General features: G+C 37.9%; 23 protein-coding genes. 9 read left to right on the forward strand and 14 right to left on the reverse strand.

All coding sequences use genetic code 11. From position 1 onward, the window contains the following. Positions 1–9: 9 nt before the first annotated feature. Both hemE and QGM71_RS09210 read right to left on the reverse strand, forming a co-directional pair. Positions 10–1,044 (reverse strand): uroporphyrinogen decarboxylase, encoded by a 1,035-nt coding sequence (gene hemE / locus QGM71_RS09205; protein WP_327607246.1) that lies wholly within the window; start codon positions 1,042–1,044, stop codon positions 10–12. A 113-nt stretch (positions 1,045–1,157) separates the two neighbouring features. Next, positions 1,158–3,326: a transglycosylase domain-containing protein gene (locus QGM71_RS09210; protein ID WP_327607247.1), complete on the reverse strand. Its 2,169-nt coding sequence runs from the start codon at positions 3,324–3,326 to the stop codon at positions 1,158–1,160. Positions 3,327–3,499: 173 nt separating this feature from the next. Between QGM71_RS09210 and QGM71_RS09215 the strand changes: the two genes are divergently transcribed. Next, positions 3,500–3,997, forward strand: a complete 498-nt coding sequence (locus tag QGM71_RS09215; RefSeq protein ID WP_327607248.1) for an antibiotic biosynthesis monooxygenase family protein — start codon at positions 3,500–3,502, stop codon at positions 3,995–3,997. Between the two features lie 136 nt (positions 3,998–4,133). Here QGM71_RS09215 and QGM71_RS09220 read toward each other — a convergent pair whose 3' ends face one another. From QGM71_RS09220 to QGM71_RS09245, 6 genes are all read right to left on the reverse strand, one after another. Beyond that, entirely contained in the window at positions 4,134–4,610 is a 477-nt protein-coding gene (locus QGM71_RS09220; RefSeq protein WP_327607249.1) for a thioredoxin family protein, read from the reverse strand. Continuing rightward, complete coding sequence (locus tag QGM71_RS09225; RefSeq protein WP_327607250.1) at positions 4,607–5,044, reverse strand: disulfide oxidoreductase; 438 nt, start codon at positions 5,042–5,044, stop codon at positions 4,607–4,609. Before QGM71_RS09225 ends, QGM71_RS09220 begins: the two co-directional genes overlap by 4 nt. Before the next feature lie 118 nt (positions 5,045–5,162). Further along, positions 5,163–5,792: a response regulator transcription factor gene (locus QGM71_RS09230; protein WP_327607251.1), complete on the reverse strand. Its 630-nt coding sequence runs from the start codon at positions 5,790–5,792 to the stop codon at positions 5,163–5,165. A gap of 20 nt (positions 5,793–5,812) precedes the next feature. Further along, positions 5,813–6,850 (reverse strand): sensor histidine kinase, encoded by a 1,038-nt coding sequence (locus tag QGM71_RS09235; protein WP_327607252.1) that lies wholly within the window; start codon positions 6,848–6,850, stop codon positions 5,813–5,815. Positions 6,851–6,864: 14 nt separating this feature from the next. Next, positions 6,865–7,626: a cell wall-active antibiotics response protein LiaF gene (gene liaF / locus QGM71_RS09240; RefSeq protein ID WP_327607253.1), complete on the reverse strand. Its 762-nt coding sequence runs from the start codon at positions 7,624–7,626 to the stop codon at positions 6,865–6,867. Between the two features lie 338 nt (positions 7,627–7,964). Further along, positions 7,965–8,609, reverse strand: a complete 645-nt coding sequence (locus QGM71_RS09245) for a phosphatase PAP2 family protein (RefSeq protein ID WP_327607254.1) — start codon at positions 8,607–8,609, stop codon at positions 7,965–7,967. Between the two features lie 104 nt (positions 8,610–8,713). On the opposite strand from QGM71_RS09245, the gene QGM71_RS09250 reads away from it, so the two are divergent. Both QGM71_RS09250 and QGM71_RS09255 read left to right on the forward strand, forming a co-directional pair. Continuing rightward, a complete protein-coding gene (locus QGM71_RS09250) occupies positions 8,714–9,148 on the forward strand; it encodes a ferritin-like domain-containing protein (RefSeq protein WP_327607255.1) in 435 nt (144 codons plus the stop codon). A gap of 101 nt (positions 9,149–9,249) precedes the next feature. After that, on the forward strand, positions 9,250–10,416 hold the full coding sequence (locus tag QGM71_RS09255; protein ID WP_327607256.1) for a M20 metallopeptidase family protein: 1,167 nt from the start codon (positions 9,250–9,252) through the stop codon (positions 10,414–10,416). A 59-nt stretch (positions 10,417–10,475) separates the two neighbouring features. On the opposite strand, the gene QGM71_RS09260 is transcribed toward QGM71_RS09255, so the two are convergent. Both QGM71_RS09260 and QGM71_RS09265 read right to left on the reverse strand, forming a co-directional pair. Then, positions 10,476–11,687, reverse strand: a complete 1,212-nt coding sequence (locus QGM71_RS09260; RefSeq protein WP_327607257.1) for an ABC transporter permease — start codon at positions 11,685–11,687, stop codon at positions 10,476–10,478. Continuing rightward, on the reverse strand, positions 11,680–12,426 hold the full coding sequence (locus QGM71_RS09265; RefSeq protein WP_327607258.1) for an ABC transporter ATP-binding protein: 747 nt from the start codon (positions 12,424–12,426) through the stop codon (positions 11,680–11,682). Before QGM71_RS09265 ends, QGM71_RS09260 begins: the two co-directional genes overlap by 8 nt. 1,226 nt (positions 12,427–13,652) lie before the next feature. On the opposite strand from QGM71_RS09265, the gene QGM71_RS09270 reads away from it, so the two are divergent. From QGM71_RS09270 to QGM71_RS09280, 3 genes are all read left to right on the forward strand, one after another. Continuing rightward, complete coding sequence (locus QGM71_RS09270; protein WP_327607259.1) at positions 13,653–14,084, forward strand: HIT family protein; 432 nt, start codon at positions 13,653–13,655, stop codon at positions 14,082–14,084. A gap of 168 nt (positions 14,085–14,252) precedes the next feature. After that, a complete protein-coding gene (locus QGM71_RS09275) occupies positions 14,253–14,774 on the forward strand; it encodes a tryptophan transporter (protein ID WP_327607260.1) in 522 nt (173 codons plus the stop codon). A 176-nt stretch (positions 14,775–14,950) separates the two neighbouring features. Then, the gene (locus QGM71_RS09280; protein WP_327607261.1) at positions 14,951–15,310 is read left to right on the forward strand and encodes a YtxH domain-containing protein; all 360 of its coding nucleotides are present in this window, start codon (positions 14,951–14,953) and stop codon (positions 15,308–15,310) included. 299 nt (positions 15,311–15,609) lie between these two features. On the opposite strand, the gene QGM71_RS09285 is transcribed toward QGM71_RS09280, so the two are convergent. The 3 genes from QGM71_RS09285 to QGM71_RS09295 form a co-directional block, all read right to left on the reverse strand. Next, on the reverse strand, positions 15,610–16,521 hold the full coding sequence (locus QGM71_RS09285) for a glycine betaine ABC transporter substrate-binding protein (RefSeq protein ID WP_327607262.1): 912 nt from the start codon (positions 16,519–16,521) through the stop codon (positions 15,610–15,612). A gap of 72 nt (positions 16,522–16,593) precedes the next feature. Further along, complete coding sequence (locus tag QGM71_RS09290; protein ID WP_327607263.1) at positions 16,594–17,451, reverse strand: ABC transporter permease; 858 nt, start codon at positions 17,449–17,451, stop codon at positions 16,594–16,596. Beyond that, the gene (locus QGM71_RS09295) at positions 17,444–18,640 is read right to left on the reverse strand and encodes a quaternary amine ABC transporter ATP-binding protein (protein ID WP_327607264.1); all 1,197 of its coding nucleotides are present in this window, start codon (positions 18,638–18,640) and stop codon (positions 17,444–17,446) included. The genes QGM71_RS09290 and QGM71_RS09295 overlap by 8 nt, the downstream gene beginning before the upstream one ends. 370 nt (positions 18,641–19,010) lie before the next feature. Between QGM71_RS09295 and QGM71_RS09300 the strand changes: the two genes are divergently transcribed. Beyond that, positions 19,011–19,496 (forward strand): GbsR/MarR family transcriptional regulator, encoded by a 486-nt coding sequence (locus QGM71_RS09300; RefSeq protein WP_327607265.1) that lies wholly within the window; start codon positions 19,011–19,013, stop codon positions 19,494–19,496. A gap of 180 nt (positions 19,497–19,676) precedes the next feature. On the opposite strand, the gene QGM71_RS09305 is transcribed toward QGM71_RS09300, so the two are convergent. Then, a complete protein-coding gene (locus QGM71_RS09305; protein WP_327607266.1) occupies positions 19,677–20,027 on the reverse strand; it encodes a DUF1878 family protein in 351 nt (116 codons plus the stop codon). 157 nt (positions 20,028–20,184) lie between these two features. On the opposite strand from QGM71_RS09305, the gene QGM71_RS09310 reads away from it, so the two are divergent. Together QGM71_RS09310 and QGM71_RS09315 are read left to right on the forward strand one after the other, a co-directional pair. After that, complete coding sequence (locus QGM71_RS09310; protein ID WP_327607267.1) at positions 20,185–20,730, forward strand: DUF3267 domain-containing protein; 546 nt, start codon at positions 20,185–20,187, stop codon at positions 20,728–20,730. Between the two features lie 569 nt (positions 20,731–21,299). Continuing rightward, the gene (locus QGM71_RS09315) at positions 21,300–22,175 is read left to right on the forward strand and encodes a peptidylprolyl isomerase (protein WP_327607268.1); all 876 of its coding nucleotides are present in this window, start codon (positions 21,300–21,302) and stop codon (positions 22,173–22,175) included. Positions 22,176–22,203: the final 28 nt, after the last annotated feature.

Below are 22,203 nucleotides of genomic sequence, written 5' to 3' on the forward strand. Positions count from 1 at the left end.
TGAGTCAGCTTAGCGTTTTGAATACGTATGAATAAATTCAGTCAACTTCTTTAAAGTAGCTGGCTTAATATCAGGAGTTACACCATGGCCCAAGTTGAAAACGTGTTTGCCCTGTTCCATACCTTCATCCAAAATACCTTGTGTTCTTTTTTCAATCGTTTCCCATTCTGTTAATAAAATGGTTGGATCCAAGTTACCTTGCACTACCTTTGTTATGCCCATTTCACGAGCCTCTGTAATGGATGTGCGCCAATCCAGTCCAATAACATCAACAGGTAAGTCATCCCATTCCAGCAACAGGTGACGTGCGCCTATTCCAAAGATAATTAATGGGACGCCCTGCTTCCTTAATTCGGTAAAGATTCTGGTCATTACAGGCTTAATAAAGAAACGGTAATCCGCAGCATTAAGCGCGCCAACCCATGAATCGAATATTTGTATTGCTTTGGCTCCTGCTTCAATTTGTGCTTCTACATACGTAATTGTCATATCAGCTAATTTATCCATTAAGGCAAACCATGCTGCAGAGTCCCGGTACATAAATGCTTTTGTTTTGCTGTAATTTTTGGATGGACCGCCTTCAATCATATAACTAGCCAATGTGAAGGGAGCTCCACTAAACCCGATTAACGGAACTTCAAGCTGTTCCTCTGTTAAAAGACGAATGGTATCCAGTACATAAGGGATGTCAGCCTTTGGATTAATCGTTCCTAACTTTTCAATATCCTGAAAATTAGTAATTGGATTATGGATAACCGGACCAATACCGGATTTTATTTCGACATCTACACCTATTGCGGGTAATGGTGACATAATATCTTTATAAAGAATTGCTGCGTCAACCCCATACTGTTCAACCGGTAACCGAGTAACATAAGCACTAAGCTCAGGCTGATGGGTAATTTCAAATAATGAATATTTCTCCTTAATTTCAAGGTATTCCGGTTGCGATCTTCCAGCCTGGCGCATAAACCATGCTGGTGTATAATCTGTTTTTTCCCCATTATAAGCTCTAATAATTGTATCGTTAATTTTCTTCGACATATAATCCATCCTTTACACTATCTTCTACGTACAAAAACACTCTACTAATAACTATATCTATTTATATCACAACTGTATAGTAAAGCCGGATGATTGTCATAGATTTGTCTAAATTACCATGACAACTCGACTGATTCCGATCTTTTACCTTCCATTTTTGTTAACGGGTCATATGGCACAACATAATACGAAGTCGCCCGGAAAAAATTAGCTGTGATGAAGAATTCGTTTGTTCCTTCTACTTCACCAACTCGCTCATCAATTCCTTCCTTATCCTGGTAGATACGATATATAATACGCTCATCCTCTGACCCTTCCCATGTTAACTTACCTCGTACTATCGAAAAACCTCCAAGCGAAAAATCAGCTTCCAAATTAGTAATCTGTGGTAATCTTATTGGCTTAGGTAATGCTGTTACATTAGCAGGTTTGCTGAAGTGTTCTGCCAGTGGTGTTTTCTTATCCATTTCTGTTAGGATGGCCTTTGTAAGTCTTGTCGGAAATTCACTTCCCCCGGTCAAAAAATGGTCCTTATCCGTTTTATCGTAGCCCATCCAAAGTGCTGACACATACTCTGGTGTGTAGCCTACAAACCATGCATCCTTAGTTTGGCCTTCTATAATCGGATGCTGGGTTGATCCCGTCTTACCAGCAAGTGCTTTCGAATAGTCGCCAGCTGTTGCTGTGCCATGCCTTACCGTTTCCAGTAAAATTTCAGTCATATTCCAGGCAACTTGTGGACTGAACACTTCGTTCGTACTTGGGTTCCCTTGGAAAATCATTTCCTTATCCCGGTTATATAACCGGTCAATTGTAGAGGATTCCACAACCTCTCCATCTCTTGAAAAAGCGCCATAGCTTTCCATCATGTCCACAGGAGTAATCCCTTCTGTTAACCCGCCCAATGCAATGGCTAAACCATTGTCTTCTATAGAAATAGTAAGCTCACTAAGATAATCCTTTGCATACTTTACGCCAATTTGATCAAGCAGCCAGACAGTTGGGGCATTTTTAGAATAGATTAAGGCATCATAGATGGATACCGCACCTTCATACTGATTATCCGCATTTGCCACCGTATAGCCATCAAAATCTTTTTGTTGATCCGGAATGATAGAATAGGGATGGTACTTCCCATCTTGCAGCATCATTGCCGGCCCATATACTGCGATAGGCTTGATTGTTGACCCCGGTTGTCTGGTAACTGTGACACGATTCAAATCACCTAGTTGATAATCTCTGCCCCCAATCGCCGAGACTATCCTTCCTGTTTCTTGTTCCATCATAACGAAGGCACCTTCAACGCCATCTGTATTTCCTGGGAAATAGTCTCCATTCTCAAATTGCTCGTAGGCAATTTGCTGGACATCCTTATCTATATTTACAACAATCCGATAGCCCCCACGTTTCAACTCGTTGATGGATAACTGGTGTTTCTCAGCCGCTTCCTTCATAACTAGATCAATATAACTATCCATCCAGGGCCTGGCTTCCCTCTCGGTAATACTCAAGCCTAATGTTTTTCCTTCTTCCTGAAGCCTTTTCTCAGCAGTAATCATTCCTGCATTCTCCATAGATCTAAGTACTACATTTCTTCTGGTTAATGCTTTCTCTGGTTGATTGACTGGTGAATAGCCATTAGGTGCTTTAGCAAGTCCCGCTAATAGTGCACCTTCTGCTACTGTAAGATCACTCACTGGTTTTGAAAAAAAATGTTGGGAAGCAGTTTCCACTCCGTAAATACCATGTCCATAGTAAATTTGATTTACATACAGCTCCAATATATTATCTTTTGAAAGCTTTCTTTCTAAGTATACTGATGCCATCGCTTCTTTCGTTTTGCGCATCCATGTTTTATCATTGTGTAAAAATAAATTCTTTGAAAGTTGTTGTGTAATCGTGCTAGCGCCCTCTACTTTACTCATCGCAATAATATCACGATATACGGCACGTGCCACAGATCTGAAGTCAATTCCTGCATGTTCATAAAATCGTCTGTCTTCAATAGCTAGAAATGCATTTATAACATGTTCAGGAACCTCTTCAATTCCAACAAGTGATCGATTTTCATTGTAAAGCTTGCCGATTACTTCCCCATCTCTCGTTTCAACAATAGTCGTTGCATCCAGTATAAGATCCTGCTCGTCTACTACTAATCGTCCACCGTACAGGATTGCCGCATAGCCAATCAGGCCCAGTATTATACTGAAAATGAACAAATATACAGTCCATTTTACTTTACCTGAAAACCATTTTCTTTTCTTTTTATGTAAATTGCCCATTTGTTCACCTCTACACATCTACCCTTGTATTATACGATAATTTTCGACAATCTAAAAGGATAGTACTTCATCTTATTTAAGAATTATTTCAATTACTTTCTAACGGCTTATGCTTATTCCATTTACTCATTGGGTACTATAATCATATAATGTAGAAGAGAGGGGCGAATATAATGAAAGCATATATGACAAACGGAACAGTGGATTTTTTAAAGAAGCTGGATGATCAACACCCGGCAGTTAATTTTCATTTGATGAGCAGTAATGCCGGAGGATTGGCCTATTATGAGGATCATAAAAAGAATATCTTCTCTTCTGGCAGAGCCTACGAGGTACTCATTCAAAAGGGGGCAATTCAAACAGAAGGTTATGTTGTTATGAATAATATCCCTGTTACAGATGATGGAAGAGCTGCTTTTGAAGATCGTTTCAAACAAAGACAAAATGATGTGGACATGATGCCGGGATTCCAGGCGGTTCGTTTTTTAAAGCCCGATAAAGGGAACACCTATGTTGTCGTTACACAATGGGCATCTGCTCAGGACTTTGAGAACTGGAAAAATTCAGAGGAATTTAAGAAATCACATCAAGGTCAAGGTACAAAGCCACCGGCATACTTCGCCGACAGACCTTTTATTACAACCTATCATATGCTGAACCGGGAAGAATGAAGAACGCTACCTGGTTCCAAGCCAAGTAGCGTCCATTTGTACTATCCTGCCTCCCGCCCTGCTGCAGGCAGGGAGGGTGAATCTCACTATCAAGCATATGAGCGAGTTGCAGCTTCATATGTGTGGCATGTCGTTCTTAATTTACGTATTGATCAAAGAACGCCTGAAATTCTTCTTCTGACCGTTGACCTACTATACGGGAAACTTCCTCGCCATTTTCATAGTGCACAAGAGTTGGAGTAGATTCGATCACATATCTGCTTCCTTCATTACCGAACTCCAATAGATTGAATTTCTTCATATCGATATCATTTTCTTCCGCTAAAGGCACAAGATACGGTGTGGTCTGTTGACAGTAAATACATGTAGGACTATAGAAGTAAACCGTTGCCTCTTCTCCACTTTCTATTTTGCTAGTAAGATCTTCAGGTAAAATTTGATTACTATACAATGGATTGTCCAACTGATCAATTGTCGCCTGATCCAAATTGGTTGTACCGTATGGGTTATCGTTATTCTCTAAAGCCTGATTATTTTTGTAGTCAATAATAAAATATAACGCTACAAACAATAGAACGATGACACTAGTAAAGATTATCATCTTCTTTTTCACTGTTTCGTCCCCCTTTGCTGTTTCAGTAAGATAAGATGCAGCACAAAAATTATAATAAAAGCTGTTCCGGCTAAAAACGGAATGGTAATAAATCCAAAGTAATTGACGTAAGTTACGTTACAAGGAACTAATCCACATGCGCCGCCTGCTTCTTGTAACGCCGGCAATTTCTGTACCAAGTAGTGATAAGTAGATACAAGTATACCAATTCCACTTAGCACTAGTCCTGGTAAGGCAATCGATATTTCTTTTTTAATAGCAGCCAGTCCATATATTACCACAAGTGGGTACATTAACACACGCTGTATCCAGCAGAGTTCACATGGTATATAGCCCATTATCTCTGAATAAAACAAGCTGCCTGATAAAGCAACAAAAGCCTGAGCCCAAAGCAACATTAACAGGTTCTCTGCTTTTTTAGTCAATTGTGCCATATATACACATTCCCCTCTTCGATTACTTTTGTATTATACAAATAACTGATTAAAAAAACAAAGGAATTGCTTAAAAAAGGGCAGACGAAAACCGTCTGCCAACCATGCTGTCATCCTATTATTTCATCATATGGTTTTTGTGGACATAAACAGCCGCTTGCGTACGGTCATTAACATCCAGTTTAGACAGTATGTTGCTGACATGCGTTTTAACTGTTTTAATACCGATATATAGTTTTTCACTAATCTCCTGATTTGTCATCCCATTACCTATACATAAGAGTACTTCCAATTCACGTTCTGTAAGCTCGTCATGTAACTTTCTTTGTTCTTTACGGAAATTTGACATCATTTTACCAGCCACTTTTGGTTCAATGACATTTTCCCCGATGGCCGCTTTTTTTATTGCATTAGCAATATCCGTGGCCGAAGATGTTTTTAGAATATAGCTAAATGCCCCTGCTTCAATCGCAGGAAAAATTTGTTCATCATCATAGTAGCTCGTAAGAATAATAATTCTGCATGCTGGGAATTGTTCCATTACTTTTTTTGTAGCATCAATCCCTGTCCCATTCTCCATGATTAAATCCATCAGTACAACATCTGGTTTTTCTTTAATAATGATGGCTGCCCCTTCATTCCCACTGGAGGCTTCTCCTACGACATCAATTGATTCGTCCGTTTGTAAATAGGCTATAATTCCTTTTCGAACAATCTCATGATCATCCACTACAACTACCCTTACCATACAATTCTCCCCCTTATGAACTAACATGGAATTCGTATATCGATATAGGTACCTTCATCAATATTAGAACGAAGTGTGAAGGTTCCGCCCAGTTCTTCACTGCGTTCCCGCATCGTCTTCAACCCATAAGATGTTTTTCGTTCCGTATCATTCGTTACATCAAAACCTTTTCCATCATCGCGAATATGTATAAATAACTCTTTGGAACGAATGGATAAATCTATCTTTACCTCGGTTGCTTGCGCATGTCGCAGTATATTTGATAAGGACTCCTGAATAATCCGAAATACATGCTCTTCGATGGTTTCTGAAAGTATCAAATCATCTGATATAGAAACCTTGAAATCAATCTGACTCTTTTGCTTTAGCTCAGAAATCAGCTGTTTAACCCCCTTCGGCAATGATTCACCTGATAAATGAACTGGTCTTAAATGCAGTAAAAGGGCTCGCATTTCAGTTTGTGACTGCAGTGCAGCAGCTGCCACTTCCTGCATTTGCGATTTAGCAATATCCGGATTCTTTTCCAATTGTTTTACGGCTGCTTCGGACATCATCGTTAAGGCAAACAGCTGCTGACTTACCGCATCATGCAAGTCCCTTGCTAACCGCTGCCTTTCTTCAATAACCGCAGATTTATGTGCTGTTCTTGCAAACTCTGATTTCTCATCTGCCATTCGCTGCAGGGACTTTACTTGATCCAGCAGCTTTTTCCCCAACTCATTTAGTTCTTTACCGATTCTAGTAATCTCGTCATCCTCTTCAAAACGAACACTGGAACTATAATTACCATTTGCAAACTGGGTTATTAAAACTGAAATGGAATCCAGCCTTGATTTCATATTGCCACTAGATGTAAATCCGGTGTATATAGAAATGACCAGACCTAATACTGCATATAAAGCTATGAATAGGAAAATGCCTGCCGGAGACAGCCATTCTGGACTGAATAATACATAAATGGATAATAATATCGATAGAATTGTAACTGTCGTAATAAACAAGCCTGATATGTGAGAGCGGATGAAAAGGTAGCGTATGCTTGAAAATCTTCTCTTCATATCAAATCCCCCCTCTACACTTGATCGATCCGTATCGATCCGGCTTTTAATTTAATAGTAAAATCAATTTTCCTTACAGCTTTATCATAATTTAGTGACTCATAAGTAAGCGTGCGGTTTATGCCATCAACCTTTTGTCCAACCACATCGATTTCCCCTGCCTTAATAGACGCCTCAACTCTGAAATCGACATTTTCAGGCATTACGATATTCACATCACCTGCAAGCGAACTAATCCTGACCGGGATTTCTTTTTCCGGTATAAATGCTTTTGTAAAATCAAAATAAAAATCTCCTGCCAGATTACTTACATTCATTGGTTGGACTTTCCAATTGGGTTCACTGTATTCATGAGTTCCAATCGAAAACGAAGATTTATTATTGTAATACGCTTTTCCTTTGCCCTTACCTTTGCCTTTTCCACCAACATAAATAACGTTACCTTTTGAAAATCCAATTAACATAAATCCGATATAAACAATTAATAAAGGCCATAATTTAAAGATATCTCTAAAAGCAAAAATTATCATGTCAAAACGGTCGAGCAAAAGCAGTGCGCCGAATAGTAGAAAAAAAGATCCAAATACCCAACTCCCCCCTTTTTTTCGCAAGTAATCAACGAACCATTTCACTCCAATTACAACGAAAAACAATGGATAAATATAATGCCAGAATGTATTAAAATTATAATCAGATAACCCTAAGTTTGTTAAAACTAACATGACTCCTAATGCAATTAGGAGTATCGCCAAAAAATAACGCACAAAACTTCTCATCTATTTTCACCTCTACTTAAAAGTAAGTATTTTTTTATTTTTTAAATTATAAATCGCGATAAGCTTAATAATCATACCACTAACGATACTAATTAATTACATGTCTACACCAGCTGTTATCAGGATTGAGATCATTATAAAGGACGCAGGCACCAACCCTGTAGAGACATTCATAATTTAAAATAGAAAATTATGATTTTTAAAGACAGGAAACGTACCTGTGTTTGTTGATCATTAGCAGCTATGTCCATGATAGCTCCTCCTCAACTTTTCTTATTTCTATCTTACTTATTTTTAGTCTCAGGAGAAACCATCTTCAGAATGCTTTTATCTCAGCCTCAAGACGGAGACCGACGTTTTTGTATCCATTCATAAAGGTAAATCAACCCGAATAAACAGATAAATCCGATAAAGAAACCTGCTGCCACATCAGTTAAATAATGAACATTTATAACAAATCGACTAATACCAATTAGAAATACCAAAAGTGCGAAGAAAAATTGAAAACCAAACTTTACTTTATTCGAATGAATCTTTTTTGAAACGAAATAAGCCAGCAATCCATAACAAACCATTGGTATCATTGCATGTCCTGATGGAAAGCTGTGCCCTTCAGCATTCGCTGCAATCAAAATACTGGGTCTATCTCGGTTTACTAGATGTTTTAATAACATATTCAGCATATGTGCAGCCAATGTTCCACCAGCAAAAAACAAGGCTGGAAGCCAGTCCCTAAATAGCCCCCATAAAATGACAGCAACGATAATTGTAAATGGCAATAAAAACGGCTCAGAGCCTAAATTAGTTATCCAGCGAAAGGGGGCATATATAGTAGATACACCCAATGTATCAACAAGGTCTCGGGTCCATTGATCGACATATGGAACATTCCCTGTAATAATTTTAACGATCCATATGCCGATTATAACAGCTGTTAAAAGAGCCAATAAGAAAATAATACTACCGGTTCGTTTAGTAACCACGCTCACACCCCCCTTTGTTTCATAATACCCTAGTTACAGGTTTTAAAAAACTGCATACGGGAAACAGTTATATAGAATTAAATTATATAAAGGTAGGGGATAATATGAATAAAGACTTACAAGAATTAATTAATGGGTTAAATGAAGATTTAGCACATGAGTATGGGGCTGCAATTCAGTATACTTACAGTGCATCGGTCGTCTCTGGTCTATATCGTTCTGCACTAAAACCTTTTTTTGAAGCAGAAATCACAGACGAACTGGGACACGCATTGTATTTGTCGGAAAAAATTAAATCACTTGGTGGAACTCCTACTACAAAATCAGCTGATATACCACAGCCCACTGATGTAAAAGACCTGCTGGAAGCAACCTTGAAATCGGAATCGGATACCATTGAGCGTTATGAAAAACGTAAAGAACAAGCAGAGAATTTAGGTTATACCGAACTGGTGGTAAAGCTGGAAGACCTGATTTCCGATGAAACCCACCACAAAGAAGAAATTGAACGATTACTCGAAGACCCACGTTTTTCTTAAGTAATATAAAACGACGAGGATGGCCGCTTGGCCATCCTTTTAATTTTGTTGATTAAACTGGTATACTATTGTAATAGTTAAAAAATGAGGAGGTCTTTTCTTTGCTTAAAAAAATACATACATCAATTGATACGTTATATCCTGAAATGGTCAATATACGCAGGTATTTACATCAGTACCCTGAGCTTTCTTTCCATGAAACCAAAACAGCGAAGTATATTGCTGACTTTTATGAAGAACTTGGTCTTCCATATGAGACTAAGGTTGGCGGTAATGGGGTAATCGCAACTTTAAAAGGTGGTAAACCCGGAAAAACTGTTGCTTTACGAGCTGATTTTGATGGATTGCCCATCCAGGATGAAAAGGATGTTCCCTATAAATCAAAGGTAGATGGTGTTATGCATGCCTGTGGTCACGATGGCCATACAGCTACTTTGCTTATCCTTGCCAAGGTAATGAAGAGCTATCAAGAGGAGTTGCCAGGGACTATCGTATTTTTGCACCAGCATGCTGAAGAATACGCCCCAGGTGGCGCGAAGCCAATAGTAGATTCAGGAGCTATTGATCACGTCGATGCCGTGTTTGGAACCCACCTATGGGCAACCCTTCCATTAGGGGTGTTACAAACATCCAAAAATGTCTTCATGGCTGGTGCTGACAGATTTGAAATAACGATACAGGGTCAAGGCGGGCATGGTGCATATCCACATGAAACAAAGGATGCCATCGTAATTGCTTCTGAAGTAATTTCCCAGCTTCAGCAAATTGTAAGCAGACGGCTGGACCCTTTAGAAACAGCTGTTGTAACGGTAGGTACTTTCCATGCAGGTAATTCATTTAATATTATAGCTGACAAAGCAACACTGGTCGGCACAGTTCGTTACCTCAATGCAGACATACAAGAACTTGTAATTAACGAAATGGAAAAAATCATTAAAGGGACATGTGTTTCCAACGATGCGTCATACACATTCAATTATTTAAAAGGATATCCACCGTTAATAAACCATGAACGGGAAGCAGCATTGGTTCTAGAAGCAAGTAAAGAAATTGAAGAAATTCACACAGCAGAAGAGGTTATACCTGTTATGGGTGGTGAAGATTTTGCCTACTATACGATGAAAAAGCCAGGGGCGTACTTCTTTACAGGTGCCCATAAGGAAGGTAATCCTTATCCACACCACCATCCCAAGTTTGATATTGACGAGCGTGCGCTGCCTATTGCTGCCAAAACACTGATCCAGGCTTATTTTGCATATCAAAGCTAGAAACAACCTGCGTAGCCTCATGAAAAGAAGAAAAGGTGTTCCAATTGGAACACCTTTTTCTATTCTAATTTCCGCTTTACATAACCGTTAATAAATAAGAAGCTAAACGCAATTCCGCCACCCAAAACGATAACTGAACCACCATATTCCTGCATACCCACGAATAATAACGAAAACAACACCGCTTGTATAGCTGTTAATTGATACAATAATTTGACTAACGCTTTCTTGCGTAAATTCAGATCAACTGGATAAAGATCCATCCACATTATCGTTCGGTGATGATGGTACAATGTCATCATTTGGAAACAGCTGAGGTATAAAAACAATAGGGAAAAGATTACCTTCATCCATATATTTGGAATATAATAGACGGCTATTCCTCCTATCAGAATTAACCGGAAATACATGCCCAGATAATCCCCGCTGCGAACAAAGGTAATACGATATAAATAATCGAATGTCATATCATTTGTAAAAGGAACCCTGCTCACAATCGAAACAAGCCACTGACGTTTTTTAATACGGTTTTTCAAATGAGGAACATCTGCAAACATATTCGCAATACGATAAAAAGATTGCATTCTGACTTGATCCTTCTCAACTAACAGATCCCATACAATCCCTGGCTGTTTTCGGGAAACATACAAATCATACAAAAAAATAAGTGTAAACAAAGTGGTGGTAACTCCTGCCAAAAGCATGTCACCATTTACAATAAAATAAAAAATTGCCATGTTTAGCAGTGTACGGACCAAAAGGTCAATCCGTCTTATCCCAGGTTCTCTTACCTTCAGCATCCACCAATTGGCAACTAAATTTCCTACTTTTAAAATAAGCACAACGGCAATAGTTAACAAATAAATATTACCAGCACGATCAGGAAATGATGCAAAATATAAAGGTCCAAACGCAGCTGCTACAAGCAGGATGATATACAGCTGAATAACAAAACTATATAGAAGCGCATCACGAAAATAAGCATACATTTTATTTTCAGCAGCAATTAAAAAGACTAAGTCCGGTTCCTTCAATAGCGTTCTGACTGGACTATAGCTGACCAGCAGACCAAGTATCACTCCCAAAATAAGTGATGTAGGAAAATCAGGTGGAAGCTGCTCTAACCATTGCTGATAGTAATAAGCTAATGCGGAAATGAAGAAAAGCAAAGCTACCATAATATGGCCATTAAAAATGTATCGCATGTAACGGCTTGTCTCTTTTAAATGTGCAGAAAACCGCTTTTTAAAAAACTCATGCGAGTTAAACATGGTTATCTTCTTCCTTCGTAAGTGCTACATATAAATCATCGAGAGCAGCCCCAGGCATATTAAAGCTCTCACGCAATTCTTCCAATGTACCCATTGCACGAATAGCCCCATCATGTAAAATGATAAATCGATCACAATAGCGTTCTGCAGTCGCCAAAATATGTGTAGACATCAAAACACCCGAACCCTTCACTTTCATTTGCTCCATCAGTTCCAAGTAAGACTGAATCCCCAATGGATCTAGACCTACAAATGGCTCATCGACAATATACAATGGAGGCTCAATCAAAAAAGCACACATGATCATTACTTTTTGGCGCATCCCTTTAGAAAAATGTACGGGAAACCAATTTAACTTCTTCTCCATACGAAATTCTTTTAATAGTGGCTGGAGCCGTTTTTCAAAAGCAGCTTCTGGGATGTCATAAGCCATTGCTGTTAATCGAAGATGCTCATAAAGTGTTAATTCATCATATAAAATTGGCATCTCAGGTATGTAAGCCATCTGACTTCGATAGTTTGTAGGATCCTCCTGAAAAGTCCTGCCACTTACAGAAACAGATCCTTTCTTTGCATGCATCAATCCAATTACGTGTTTTATTGTAGTACTTTTTCCAGCACCATTTAATCCAATCAATCCAACAATTTCTTTCGGATAAACATCAAAGGATATCCCGTGTAAGATGTTCTTATGTGTATACCCTCCGTAGAGGTTTTCAATATGTAATAATGATTCCACAATGGTACCTCCTCTTTCTCCTATTAATTTTATCATTATTAGGAGTGAAATCCAAAGTAAACTGTACGTTTATTTTCGACAATATTTTTTTGTATGTATAAAAGAAACAAATAGGTTCAAAATAATAACTGAAGAAGCGAGGATGTAAAAGTCACTACAAGAAATTTCGTGTAAAAAGCGTAAATGAGGTGTTAGTGATCGACACTCTAATGATATAGAACTCTTTTGCCGGTATACATCTCAAGCGAAATGAGATGCTGGCAAAAACGTTTTTGTAAACTAAATATGTTGAGTAATAAGTGCAGTATGACTTAGAAGAAAAACAAATTTGTTTACTGTCCCCAAACTTTAGATGTTACTAACATCCTCCTTCTTCTTAAAGCAGGCTGGTCCATAGAAATATGGGCTATGCCTGTTTCTTTGTTTTAAGCCGTTTTCTAAAAGATTGGGACTACCTGTACCTGCGATTACTCGGTACAAAAGCATAGCAGTATTTCAGTGAGGTGTTTTGCGATTACTCTCCCACCACAATAGTTGGGACTGCACCTTTGGTTCGCCCCACCGAAAAGTAATGTTGTTTTTGACACAAAATCTATAAAAGACGATGTAAGTGCTATGTTGATTTCCACTCCGGACAGTCGCTTTCACCACTCCGGGTACAAGTGCAACATCTGCTCAGCTTCACTTCGTTTACTTTGCAGTGTTTTCTTTGCCGCTGGGGGCTGGTGAGCCAACTTGTGCTCAAGCACTTCGCGGTCTCACCTATGCCTTTCCTCCCGCAGGACAAGGAAAGCTGCGTAGCGATACATCGCACGAAGAAAATGCGTTTTATATTTTCGAGGAGTCTCCGTGTATTTCCGCCGCTGATGTGATGTCCAATAATGGAACGATAGTGATCACTTTATTGGTCAAAACATGAAACATGAATTCCCACTATTATGGCAGTTGATTGGAGCGTAGGACAGTCGACTCCTGCGGGAACAGCACGTGTCTGAAGACCCCGCAGCGGTGATTTTCCGCGAGGAGGCTGAAGCCGTGCCCGCGGAAAGCGACTGTGCGGAGTGGAAATCAACATAGCAGTTACATCGTCTTTTATATCAACTATGACAATGAAAAGCTACAATCATTACGAAAAGCGCCTTGTTTTAAATGTCCTTTGCTTTACTTTACCACCTGTTTCTATATACAATTAGATTACTATAAAAAGCTAAGGAGTGGTGATTTCAATGAGTCATGAAGATTGTATCTTTTGTAAGATTATTGATGGGGAAATACCTTCGGCTAAAGTATACGAAGACGAACATGTCTATGCTTTCCTGGACATAAGTCAGGTAACGAAGGGGCATACACTTGTAATTCCAAAAACACATACGAAGAATATTTATGAAACCTCACCGGAAATTGCCAGTGAACTGTTTGGCCGAGTACCCATAATAGCAAACGCTATCAAAGAAGTATATAAGCCTATCGGTATGAACTTGTTAAACAATAATGAAAAGCCTGCAGATCAGTCTGTTTTTCATTTACATATCCATCTTATTCCACGCTATGGTGAGGGAGATGGATACTCATCTAATTGGTCTGTTCATGCAGATGATTACACAGCAGAAGATTTACAGCAAATCGCCAAAGACATCAATGAAAAAATAGTTGTGTAGTGCAGAAATGAATAATTGAGAGATTTGCAGGTATCAGAAAATTAGTACTTTTTATTTATTGATTTATTTGGTATAATAACTATACGTTTCTGCAACTGACAATGAGTGTACAGTTGAGAAATAATCTAAAAATTGAGCTGAGTGAAGCTGAGAAGAGGAGAGTTATAAATGAATACAAGAATTTTGGTCATATTGTCACTGTTAGTAGGGATTGGTGCCGTATTGCATGCTGTAGTTCCGCCTATTTTATTCGGGGTGAAACCTGATATGCTGTTATCGATGATGTTTTTAGGGATTCTTTTATTCCCCAAGGCAAAATACGTCGCTCTATTAGCTATTGTTACTGGAGTTATATCTGCGTTAACAACAGCTGCACCTGGTGGCCAAATAGCTAACCTCATCGATAAACCAATTACAGCACTGGTGTTTCTAACATTATTTCTGTTAGTAAGAAAAAGAGTCAGCACTACTATTAGTGCACCTGTTCTGACTGCTATCGGTACGATGGTCAGTGGCGCGATATTCTTGAGCGTAGCGTTATTCATTCTAGGGATGATGGAAGGTGGATTTATTGCTCTATTCCTGGCAGTAGTCTTACCTGCAGCGGCTGTCAACACACTAATCATGATTGTAGTCTATCCTGTAGTTCAAGGGATCATGAAGAGGTCGCAACCAATTACTGTTACCTAATGAAATGGATCGTAAAATCCTCTGGCACGCAGTATGTCAGAGGATTTTTTTAAAAATACATATCCCTAGAAATTTAGTGTCTGCTTAAATTAATTATCCTTACGTTACGAAATAGGTTTGATAGGACAGCAAAAAGAGGAAAAGATATAATAAGAGACAGAAAGGAGCGTATAAATATGTCAAAAGGAAAATCATTACTACTAGGACTTATGGTTGGGGGTGCAGTAAGTGCTGCCGCTACATTATTAAGCACCCCTTCTTCCGGTAAAGACTTGCGCGGTCGTGTGAAAAATCAAGGATTAGAATGGAAGGATATGTTAGCTAATTTGAAAGAGGATGGAATGCGCCTTAAAAACCAAATTACAGAGACATCGAAGGAAGGTGCTGCACTGATTAAAGAACTGACTCAAGAAATGAAAAAGTCTGTACAGGAATGGAAACAAACAGTAGAACCCCATCAGGAAAATATACATCAATACCTAGAGCAAATTGAATCCAGCCTGAAAGACCTCGAAGAAAAAGTAAAGAAACAATAAGTATAGAGCTTTCTCCACTGAGAAAGCTCTTTTCTTTTTGGCTCTTGTTGTTAATCTTTGTTCCTATTAATTGAGCAGTTGGTATGTTTTGTACCAAAAACTACTTAGTCGTGTAATCGCAAAACTCCCTCACTTTGATGCTGCAATACTTTTCATAAACAGCTACAGTCACATTCTTTTAGAATTTGGCTATGATAGTTGTATTCAACGCTCAGTCAGAAATTATTGCAGATTCATGCAGAGCAATTACTCTAATGGATCACTTCTACCTTCTATCTAAAATATTATATCTTTACTATTTACTCAATGCCTTCAAGCCATTCGTCTACTTTATCCTGGTTGTCTTCAACCCAAGTTGCTGCTGCATCTTCTGGAGAAGCACCATTGTAAATTTCAAGCATTACAGACTCCATGTCTTCAGTTGTCCAGTTGAACTGATCGAGAATTTTAGTTGCGTTTGGCAGATCTTCTTCTAAGCCCTCACGAACCATTGTTGCAATAATTTCTTCATCACCAAATGTGCCTTCTGGATCTTCCAAGTACTTAAGATCGTATTCAGCAAATTTCCAGTGTGGCGTCCAACCAGTAACAATAATGGGTTGCTCACTATTAATAGCACTGCCTAATTCTGTTGCCATTGCACCACTGGATGATGTCTGAACTTCCCAGCCATCCAAATTGGCATAATCTTCAAGAGCTTGCTCAGCAGCCCCTACGACACCAGCTCCCGGCTCTATACCAGTAATCCTGCTGTCATCTTCATCTGTTAAATCTGCAATTGAATTAGCTTCCATGTATTCAGGTACAACTAAACCAATTTTAGCACCTTCTAAGTTAGCACCCAGATCTACAACCTGATCTCCGTATGCTTCAAACTGTGTACCATGTGTTGCCGGTAACCATGCAGCGACCATGCCGTCTGCTTCACCATTAGCAACTGCTTCCCACATAACAGCATTATCAAGAGGTGTTAATTTAACATCATAGCCCTGGTCTTCCAATACTTTACCAATTACATTTGTTGATGCAATTTCAGAATCCCATTCTACGTAAGCTAATTCAATTTCCTGACCTTCTTCTGTTGCTGCACCGTCTGATGCTCCATCTGTGCCGTTATCAGTTGCGTCGTCATCTGATCCACAACCTGCTGCGAATAATGTTAATGAAAGTCCGGTAGCAATACCAAGACGTTTCCAGTTAAGTTTGAACATAACTATAAATCTCCCCTTTTACAATTTTATATCTATGGAAACTTTTCCTATAGAAAAGGTACCAACAATTAATTAAGCGTCTTTCTTACGGTTTAAATTTTGCGTAACGCGATCAATAATAATCGCTAAAATAACTATTCCCAGACCTGCAACAAAACCTGTTCCTACCTGGGCACGCTGCAGTGCAGAGAGAACTTCTCTTCCAAGCCCCGGCGCACCAATCATGGATGCAATTACAACCATAGATAATGCCAGCATAACTGTTTGGTTGATCCCAGCCATTATGGTAGCCTTGGCCATCGGGAGCTCAACTTTAAATAATTTCTGTGATCCCGTACTGCCAAATGCTTCAGATGCTTCTACCAGCTCTCTGGATACTTGACGGATACCCAGATTCGTAAAACGCACGGTTGGTGGTGTAGCAAAGATTAACGATGCAAACACACCAGGTACCATTCCTATGCCGAAAAAGGCAACAGCTGGGATTAAGTATACAAATGCAGGCATTGTCTGCATGAAGTCTAATACCGGAGTAATAATTGTTTCAGCTGTTTTACTCTTAGACATTAGTATACCAACAGGAACTCCTATCATTATGGATAGTACACTTGCTATTAATACGAGAGTAAATGTACTCATTAGATGTTCCCAGAGACCCTGGTTATAAATCAACCATAATCCAACAATAGAAAATGCTGCTAATCCAAATTTCTTTCCAGTGATAAAAAAGGTAAACAATGCAGCTAAAATGATTATGATAACCGGAGGGATTGCCGATAAAGCATCAGATGTAATGTCCATGAAATTTCCAAAATGTTCTTTAATTGGATTAAACAAGAATGAAAACTTTTCAGTTACCCAATCTGTACCACGTTTCGTTCCTTCTGCAATTGGTATTCTCGGAATAAAATCCATTATTGCATCAAACATCTAAGTTCACCTCGCCATCTCCGGCAAGTGCAGCAATAACTGCTCCCCGCACAATAATACCTATCAGTTTGCCATCTTCTATAACGGCAACCGGAATTGGTGAATCATGAATAATATTAAATATTTCATTCATGGAAGTTTCTTTATCTACTTTTGGTATATCGTTCTTTAAAATATCTTCAAGGTTGCTGATCTCATTCTTACGTGCTTCCAAAGCATCATCTGCTGTTATATAACCTTTTAGATTCCGTTTGCTGTCAACTACATAAATACTTGACAGTCCTTCTTCACGCATTCGCTCTAATGCTACACGCGGTCCATGTTTATCTACATTAACTGTTTCTGGGCGCTTCATGATATGTTGAGCTGTTAAAACCTTAGACCGATCTACATCTTCTACGAATTTCTCGACATAGTCATTCGCAGGGTTTACTAAAATTTCCTCTGGTGTGCCAATTTGTACAATTGACCCATCCTTCATTAGAGCGATTCGATCACCTATACGTAAGGCCTCATCCAAATCATGTGTAATAAATAAAATTGTTTTCTTCATTGTTGACTGCAAATCAATTAGTTCGTCTTGCATTTCTTTGCGGATTAATGGATCTAACGCAGAGAATGCCTCATCCATTAACAGCACTTCTGGATCATTAGCCAGAGCGCGGGCTAAACCAACCCTCTGTTGCATACCACCTGATAGTTGATTTGGTTTTTGATAAGCATAGTCTGTTAGACCAACTAACTCCAATGCTTCGAGTGCTTTCTTCTTTCGCTCTTCTTTCGGCATGTCTTGAATTTCCAAGCCAAATTCAGCATTTTCTAAAATAGTACGATGCGGGAAAAGTGCAAACTTCTGAAACACCATACTCATTTTTTCTCTGCGAACCCTTCGTAATGATTTTTTATCCATCGTTGCCAGATCTTCTCCATCAACGAAGATACTTCCTTCCGAAGGTTCAATTAAACGATTGACCAATCGTACCAGCGTTGATTTACCACTACCAGACAATCCCATAATTACAAATATTTCCCCAGCTTCTACAGAGAATGAAGTTCTATTAACCCCAACTGTATGCCCTGTTTCACTAAGTATAGTTTCTTTACTAGATCCCTTATCCAGAAGCTTTAAAGCCTGTTTCGGATTTTTACCAAATATCTTTGATAAATTTTTAGCCTCAATTACCGGCATATCTTTCACCTCTTTTTTTATTTCTAGCTTCGTATTATCTGCGAACCATGATAATAGACCCGCAACTTTCAGATTAGATAACATACATGCAAAAGAATGAAATCCAAAGTTAGTTTGTTAATCCCGTTAAGATTTCATTGGATCCGATCCGTATTGAGCTACTTTAATACTATAAACCTAATAACTATACAATACAAACTTTAAATCTGGCTTATTTTGTTTATATTTTTCGTACAGTTTATACTGTACGAAAAATACATTGGGATTACTTTGAATACCTCGCAATTACTCTCAATTACTGTCCAATCACCTGTTTTCATTAAAAATCATTTTAGTGTAACCTTTATGTATCAGTGTTTAGGAGGATTTTATGCAGGTTAATAAAAAAGAAGAAGTAACAAATAAAATAATGGTTGAATTCTCAAAAACAATTGAAATGTTCGATTTGACACCTTTAGAAGCACGTTTATTTGCTTTTTTATATTTGTCAGAGAAACCTTTGACTTTAGATGATATGAGTGATGCAATGGGAAAGAGTAAAACATCAATGAGTACTGGTGTAAGAAGTCTCTTGGAGTTAAACCTTGTCACGCGAGTGTGGAAGAAAGGAGAAAGAAAAGATTTATTCCAGGCTAATACACAGCTGTTTAAAACCTTTATGAATACGTATATTAATAAATGGATAGATGCCACAAAACATCAAAATCACTCTCTCGTAGAGATTAATAAGCTCCTTGTCGAACAAAAGAGAAGTGACTTTACCGACGACCTTGCATCTGTAGATAATCGATTGAATGATATTATAGACTTCCATACACAAGTAGAAGCATTATTTAGGGAAATGAAACAAGACTAGGTGAGCTGTGGGTCGGGCTGACAGAAATACTTTTAATCCAGTTCACTGCATCGTATAGTTACGATGTTTTTAAACATTATAACAGCTGTTTATATAGTATAAACAGCTTGGCCATCTAATTTATTTAACTAAATCAGTAAAAATTTTAAAATGCGGGTCAATAGCTATCTCCACAACAGATTACCTTTTATGTTCATGTATTCCGGTATCAATTATATGAATAAATTCCGTTAACATGGCTGGGAAATACCCTTCCTTTTTCAATGCATAAATTGTTTCATTCGGCTCTAACCTCTCATTGAGCATTCCCGCAAAGTGAAGGAGCAAGGAAGTGAAATCAAGAAAGCCCTCTTCTTTTTGTTCTTCATAGTCCGAATTTAACACATGGAGCATATTAAATAGTTCATCATATTCTTCGTTTGTAATATTTTTTTCTATCATTAATTTTATAACTGGATACTCGTTCATATCCATAATTCCGGAAAGTAATTTCAAGTGAAATGACGTTGCATGATCAGTTATTCCTTTCAACCCAAAAACCCCCCTTATATACAATGAAAATACAGTAAAAATTCTATTTAAAAATTTATAAAAAGAATGGCTGAAAAAGTCTTGCTTTTTCCCTCTAAACATACTATGATTCATAAAGCGTTCATAAGAATTACAGTATGTATTGGAGGGATCAAAAATGAACTGCTGGAAATCAATAAATCTGACAAAAGAATTTGGGCATAGCAGGTTGTACATTGTATCATTTTTGATCGGTTTACTATCCTTTATTTTTCTTTATGTCCCAATTTCTATAGCACAGGGTACGAATCACACAAATGAAGCAGGGTTCCTGCCATTCATAATATCTTTAATCCTGTTGCCTACATTGCATTCACTTATGCATATTTTACCACTAATCTTAATGAAAAAACGTCTTAAAATAATATATAAAGGAAAAAACAAAATACTTCCCATTTTAAATTATTATACGAAATTTCACTTAACAAAAAAAGCATCTTTAATTGTAGCCCTTGCTCCGACTTTGTTAATTACAATTCCAGGCATCGCAGCAAGTTACTTGTTCATTGATTATTCCGTATATATACTCTTATTTACTTGTGTTCATATTGGTATAACCTTTATTGACTTTTTATATGTTCTTTATATTGTAAAAGCACCTAAAAAGGCATTTATTGAAAATGGTAATGATGGATTTGATATTCTTATAAAATCCCATTCATAATGTGTTATTTTTGAGAATCCCACCCCTGCGCCTTACGGTGACACGGGTGGGGATTCCTCGTTTTAAACCTCTTTCTCACCTGTACCTGAAAGGGTGCTACAACCTATAATTCCTTTCTCGTTCGGAAAATATGTAAATATAAAGCCGAAATCTCTAATTTTTGATAAAAATTAATCATAAACTTTACTGTTCATATGCTGAATCTTTTGGTAGAGTTATAAATATGATGTTTAATTCGACTGTATGATCCTTAGTAAGGAGGTTTCCCCTTGAGTATTATGTTTGTGTTGTATGCTTTTTTAGTATTATTTATTTTTAACTCTCTGACACATAAATTCTGCACGAAGACAGAAATGGATTTAGCTAAGCAGAATAAAATTTTTCGAGTGACTAATATTATGATTGTAATATTACTTATAAATGCTTATGTAAAAATACTAAATGTGATGGTTTAGTTTCATATACTGTGCTGCTGATTGGTTTTTTTACAAAGGACTATTTTTTCTATATTAAAATATGGTATATTTATCAGTAGTGAAAAAGCACATTAAGATTAGGAGTGTTCATAGATGAAGAAATTGACGATCGCTGTAGCATTAACAGCAGGCGTTCTGACATTAGCAGCGTGTAATGCGAATGAAGATGATCAGGAAGTAGTTGTTGAGACCAATGCAGGTAATATAACAAAAGAAGATTTTTATGAGGAACTTAAAGCGCGACACGGAGAAGCAGTACTTCAGGAGTTAGTAACTTTACAAGTTCTGGAAAATAACTATGACGTTAGTGATGAAGAAGTAGAAAGTGAAGTTGAGAAGATGAAGGATCAATTAGGCGAACAATTTGAGATGGCACTCCAACAACAAGGAATTGGTTCTGAAGAAGAATTTCGTAAAATAATACGTATTAGTCTATTACAAGAGGCGGCCATTTCGGAAGATGTTGAAATTACAGAAGAAGAAATGCAAGAGGAATATCAAAGACAAAATACAGAAATTGATGCACAGCATATATTGGTAGAAGATGAAGAAACTGCGAATGAAGTAAAGGAAAAGCTTGATAAGGGCGAAGATTTTGCAGAGCTGGCAGGTGAGTATTCTACAGATGGCTCAGCAGAAGATGGTGGCAACCTTGGTTACTTCTCTATAGGCCAAATGGTACCTGAATTCGAAGAAGTTGCATTCGGTATGGATGAAGGCGATATCAGCGAACCAGTTGCTTCACAATATGGCTTCCATATCATTAAAGTAAATGATAAACGTGAAAGAGAAGAAAGTATAGGCGAATTTGAGGATGTAAAAGAAGATATCCGTCGTGAACTTTTAAATCAAAAGCTGGACGTAACTGCAGCTCAGGAAAAGATTAACAACTTGATGCAGGATGCTGATATCAATGTAAAAATAGATGAATTCGAAAATATTTTTGAACAGGAAGAAGCACAGGGTTAATAAGGTCACTCTATTACGAAGGCTAATA

It is taken from the genome of Virgibacillus tibetensis, from assembly GCF_036026595.1.
In the GTDB taxonomy this organism is placed as follows: domain Bacteria; phylum Bacillota; class Bacilli; order Bacillales; family Amphibacillaceae; genus Virgibacillus_P; species Virgibacillus_P tibetensis.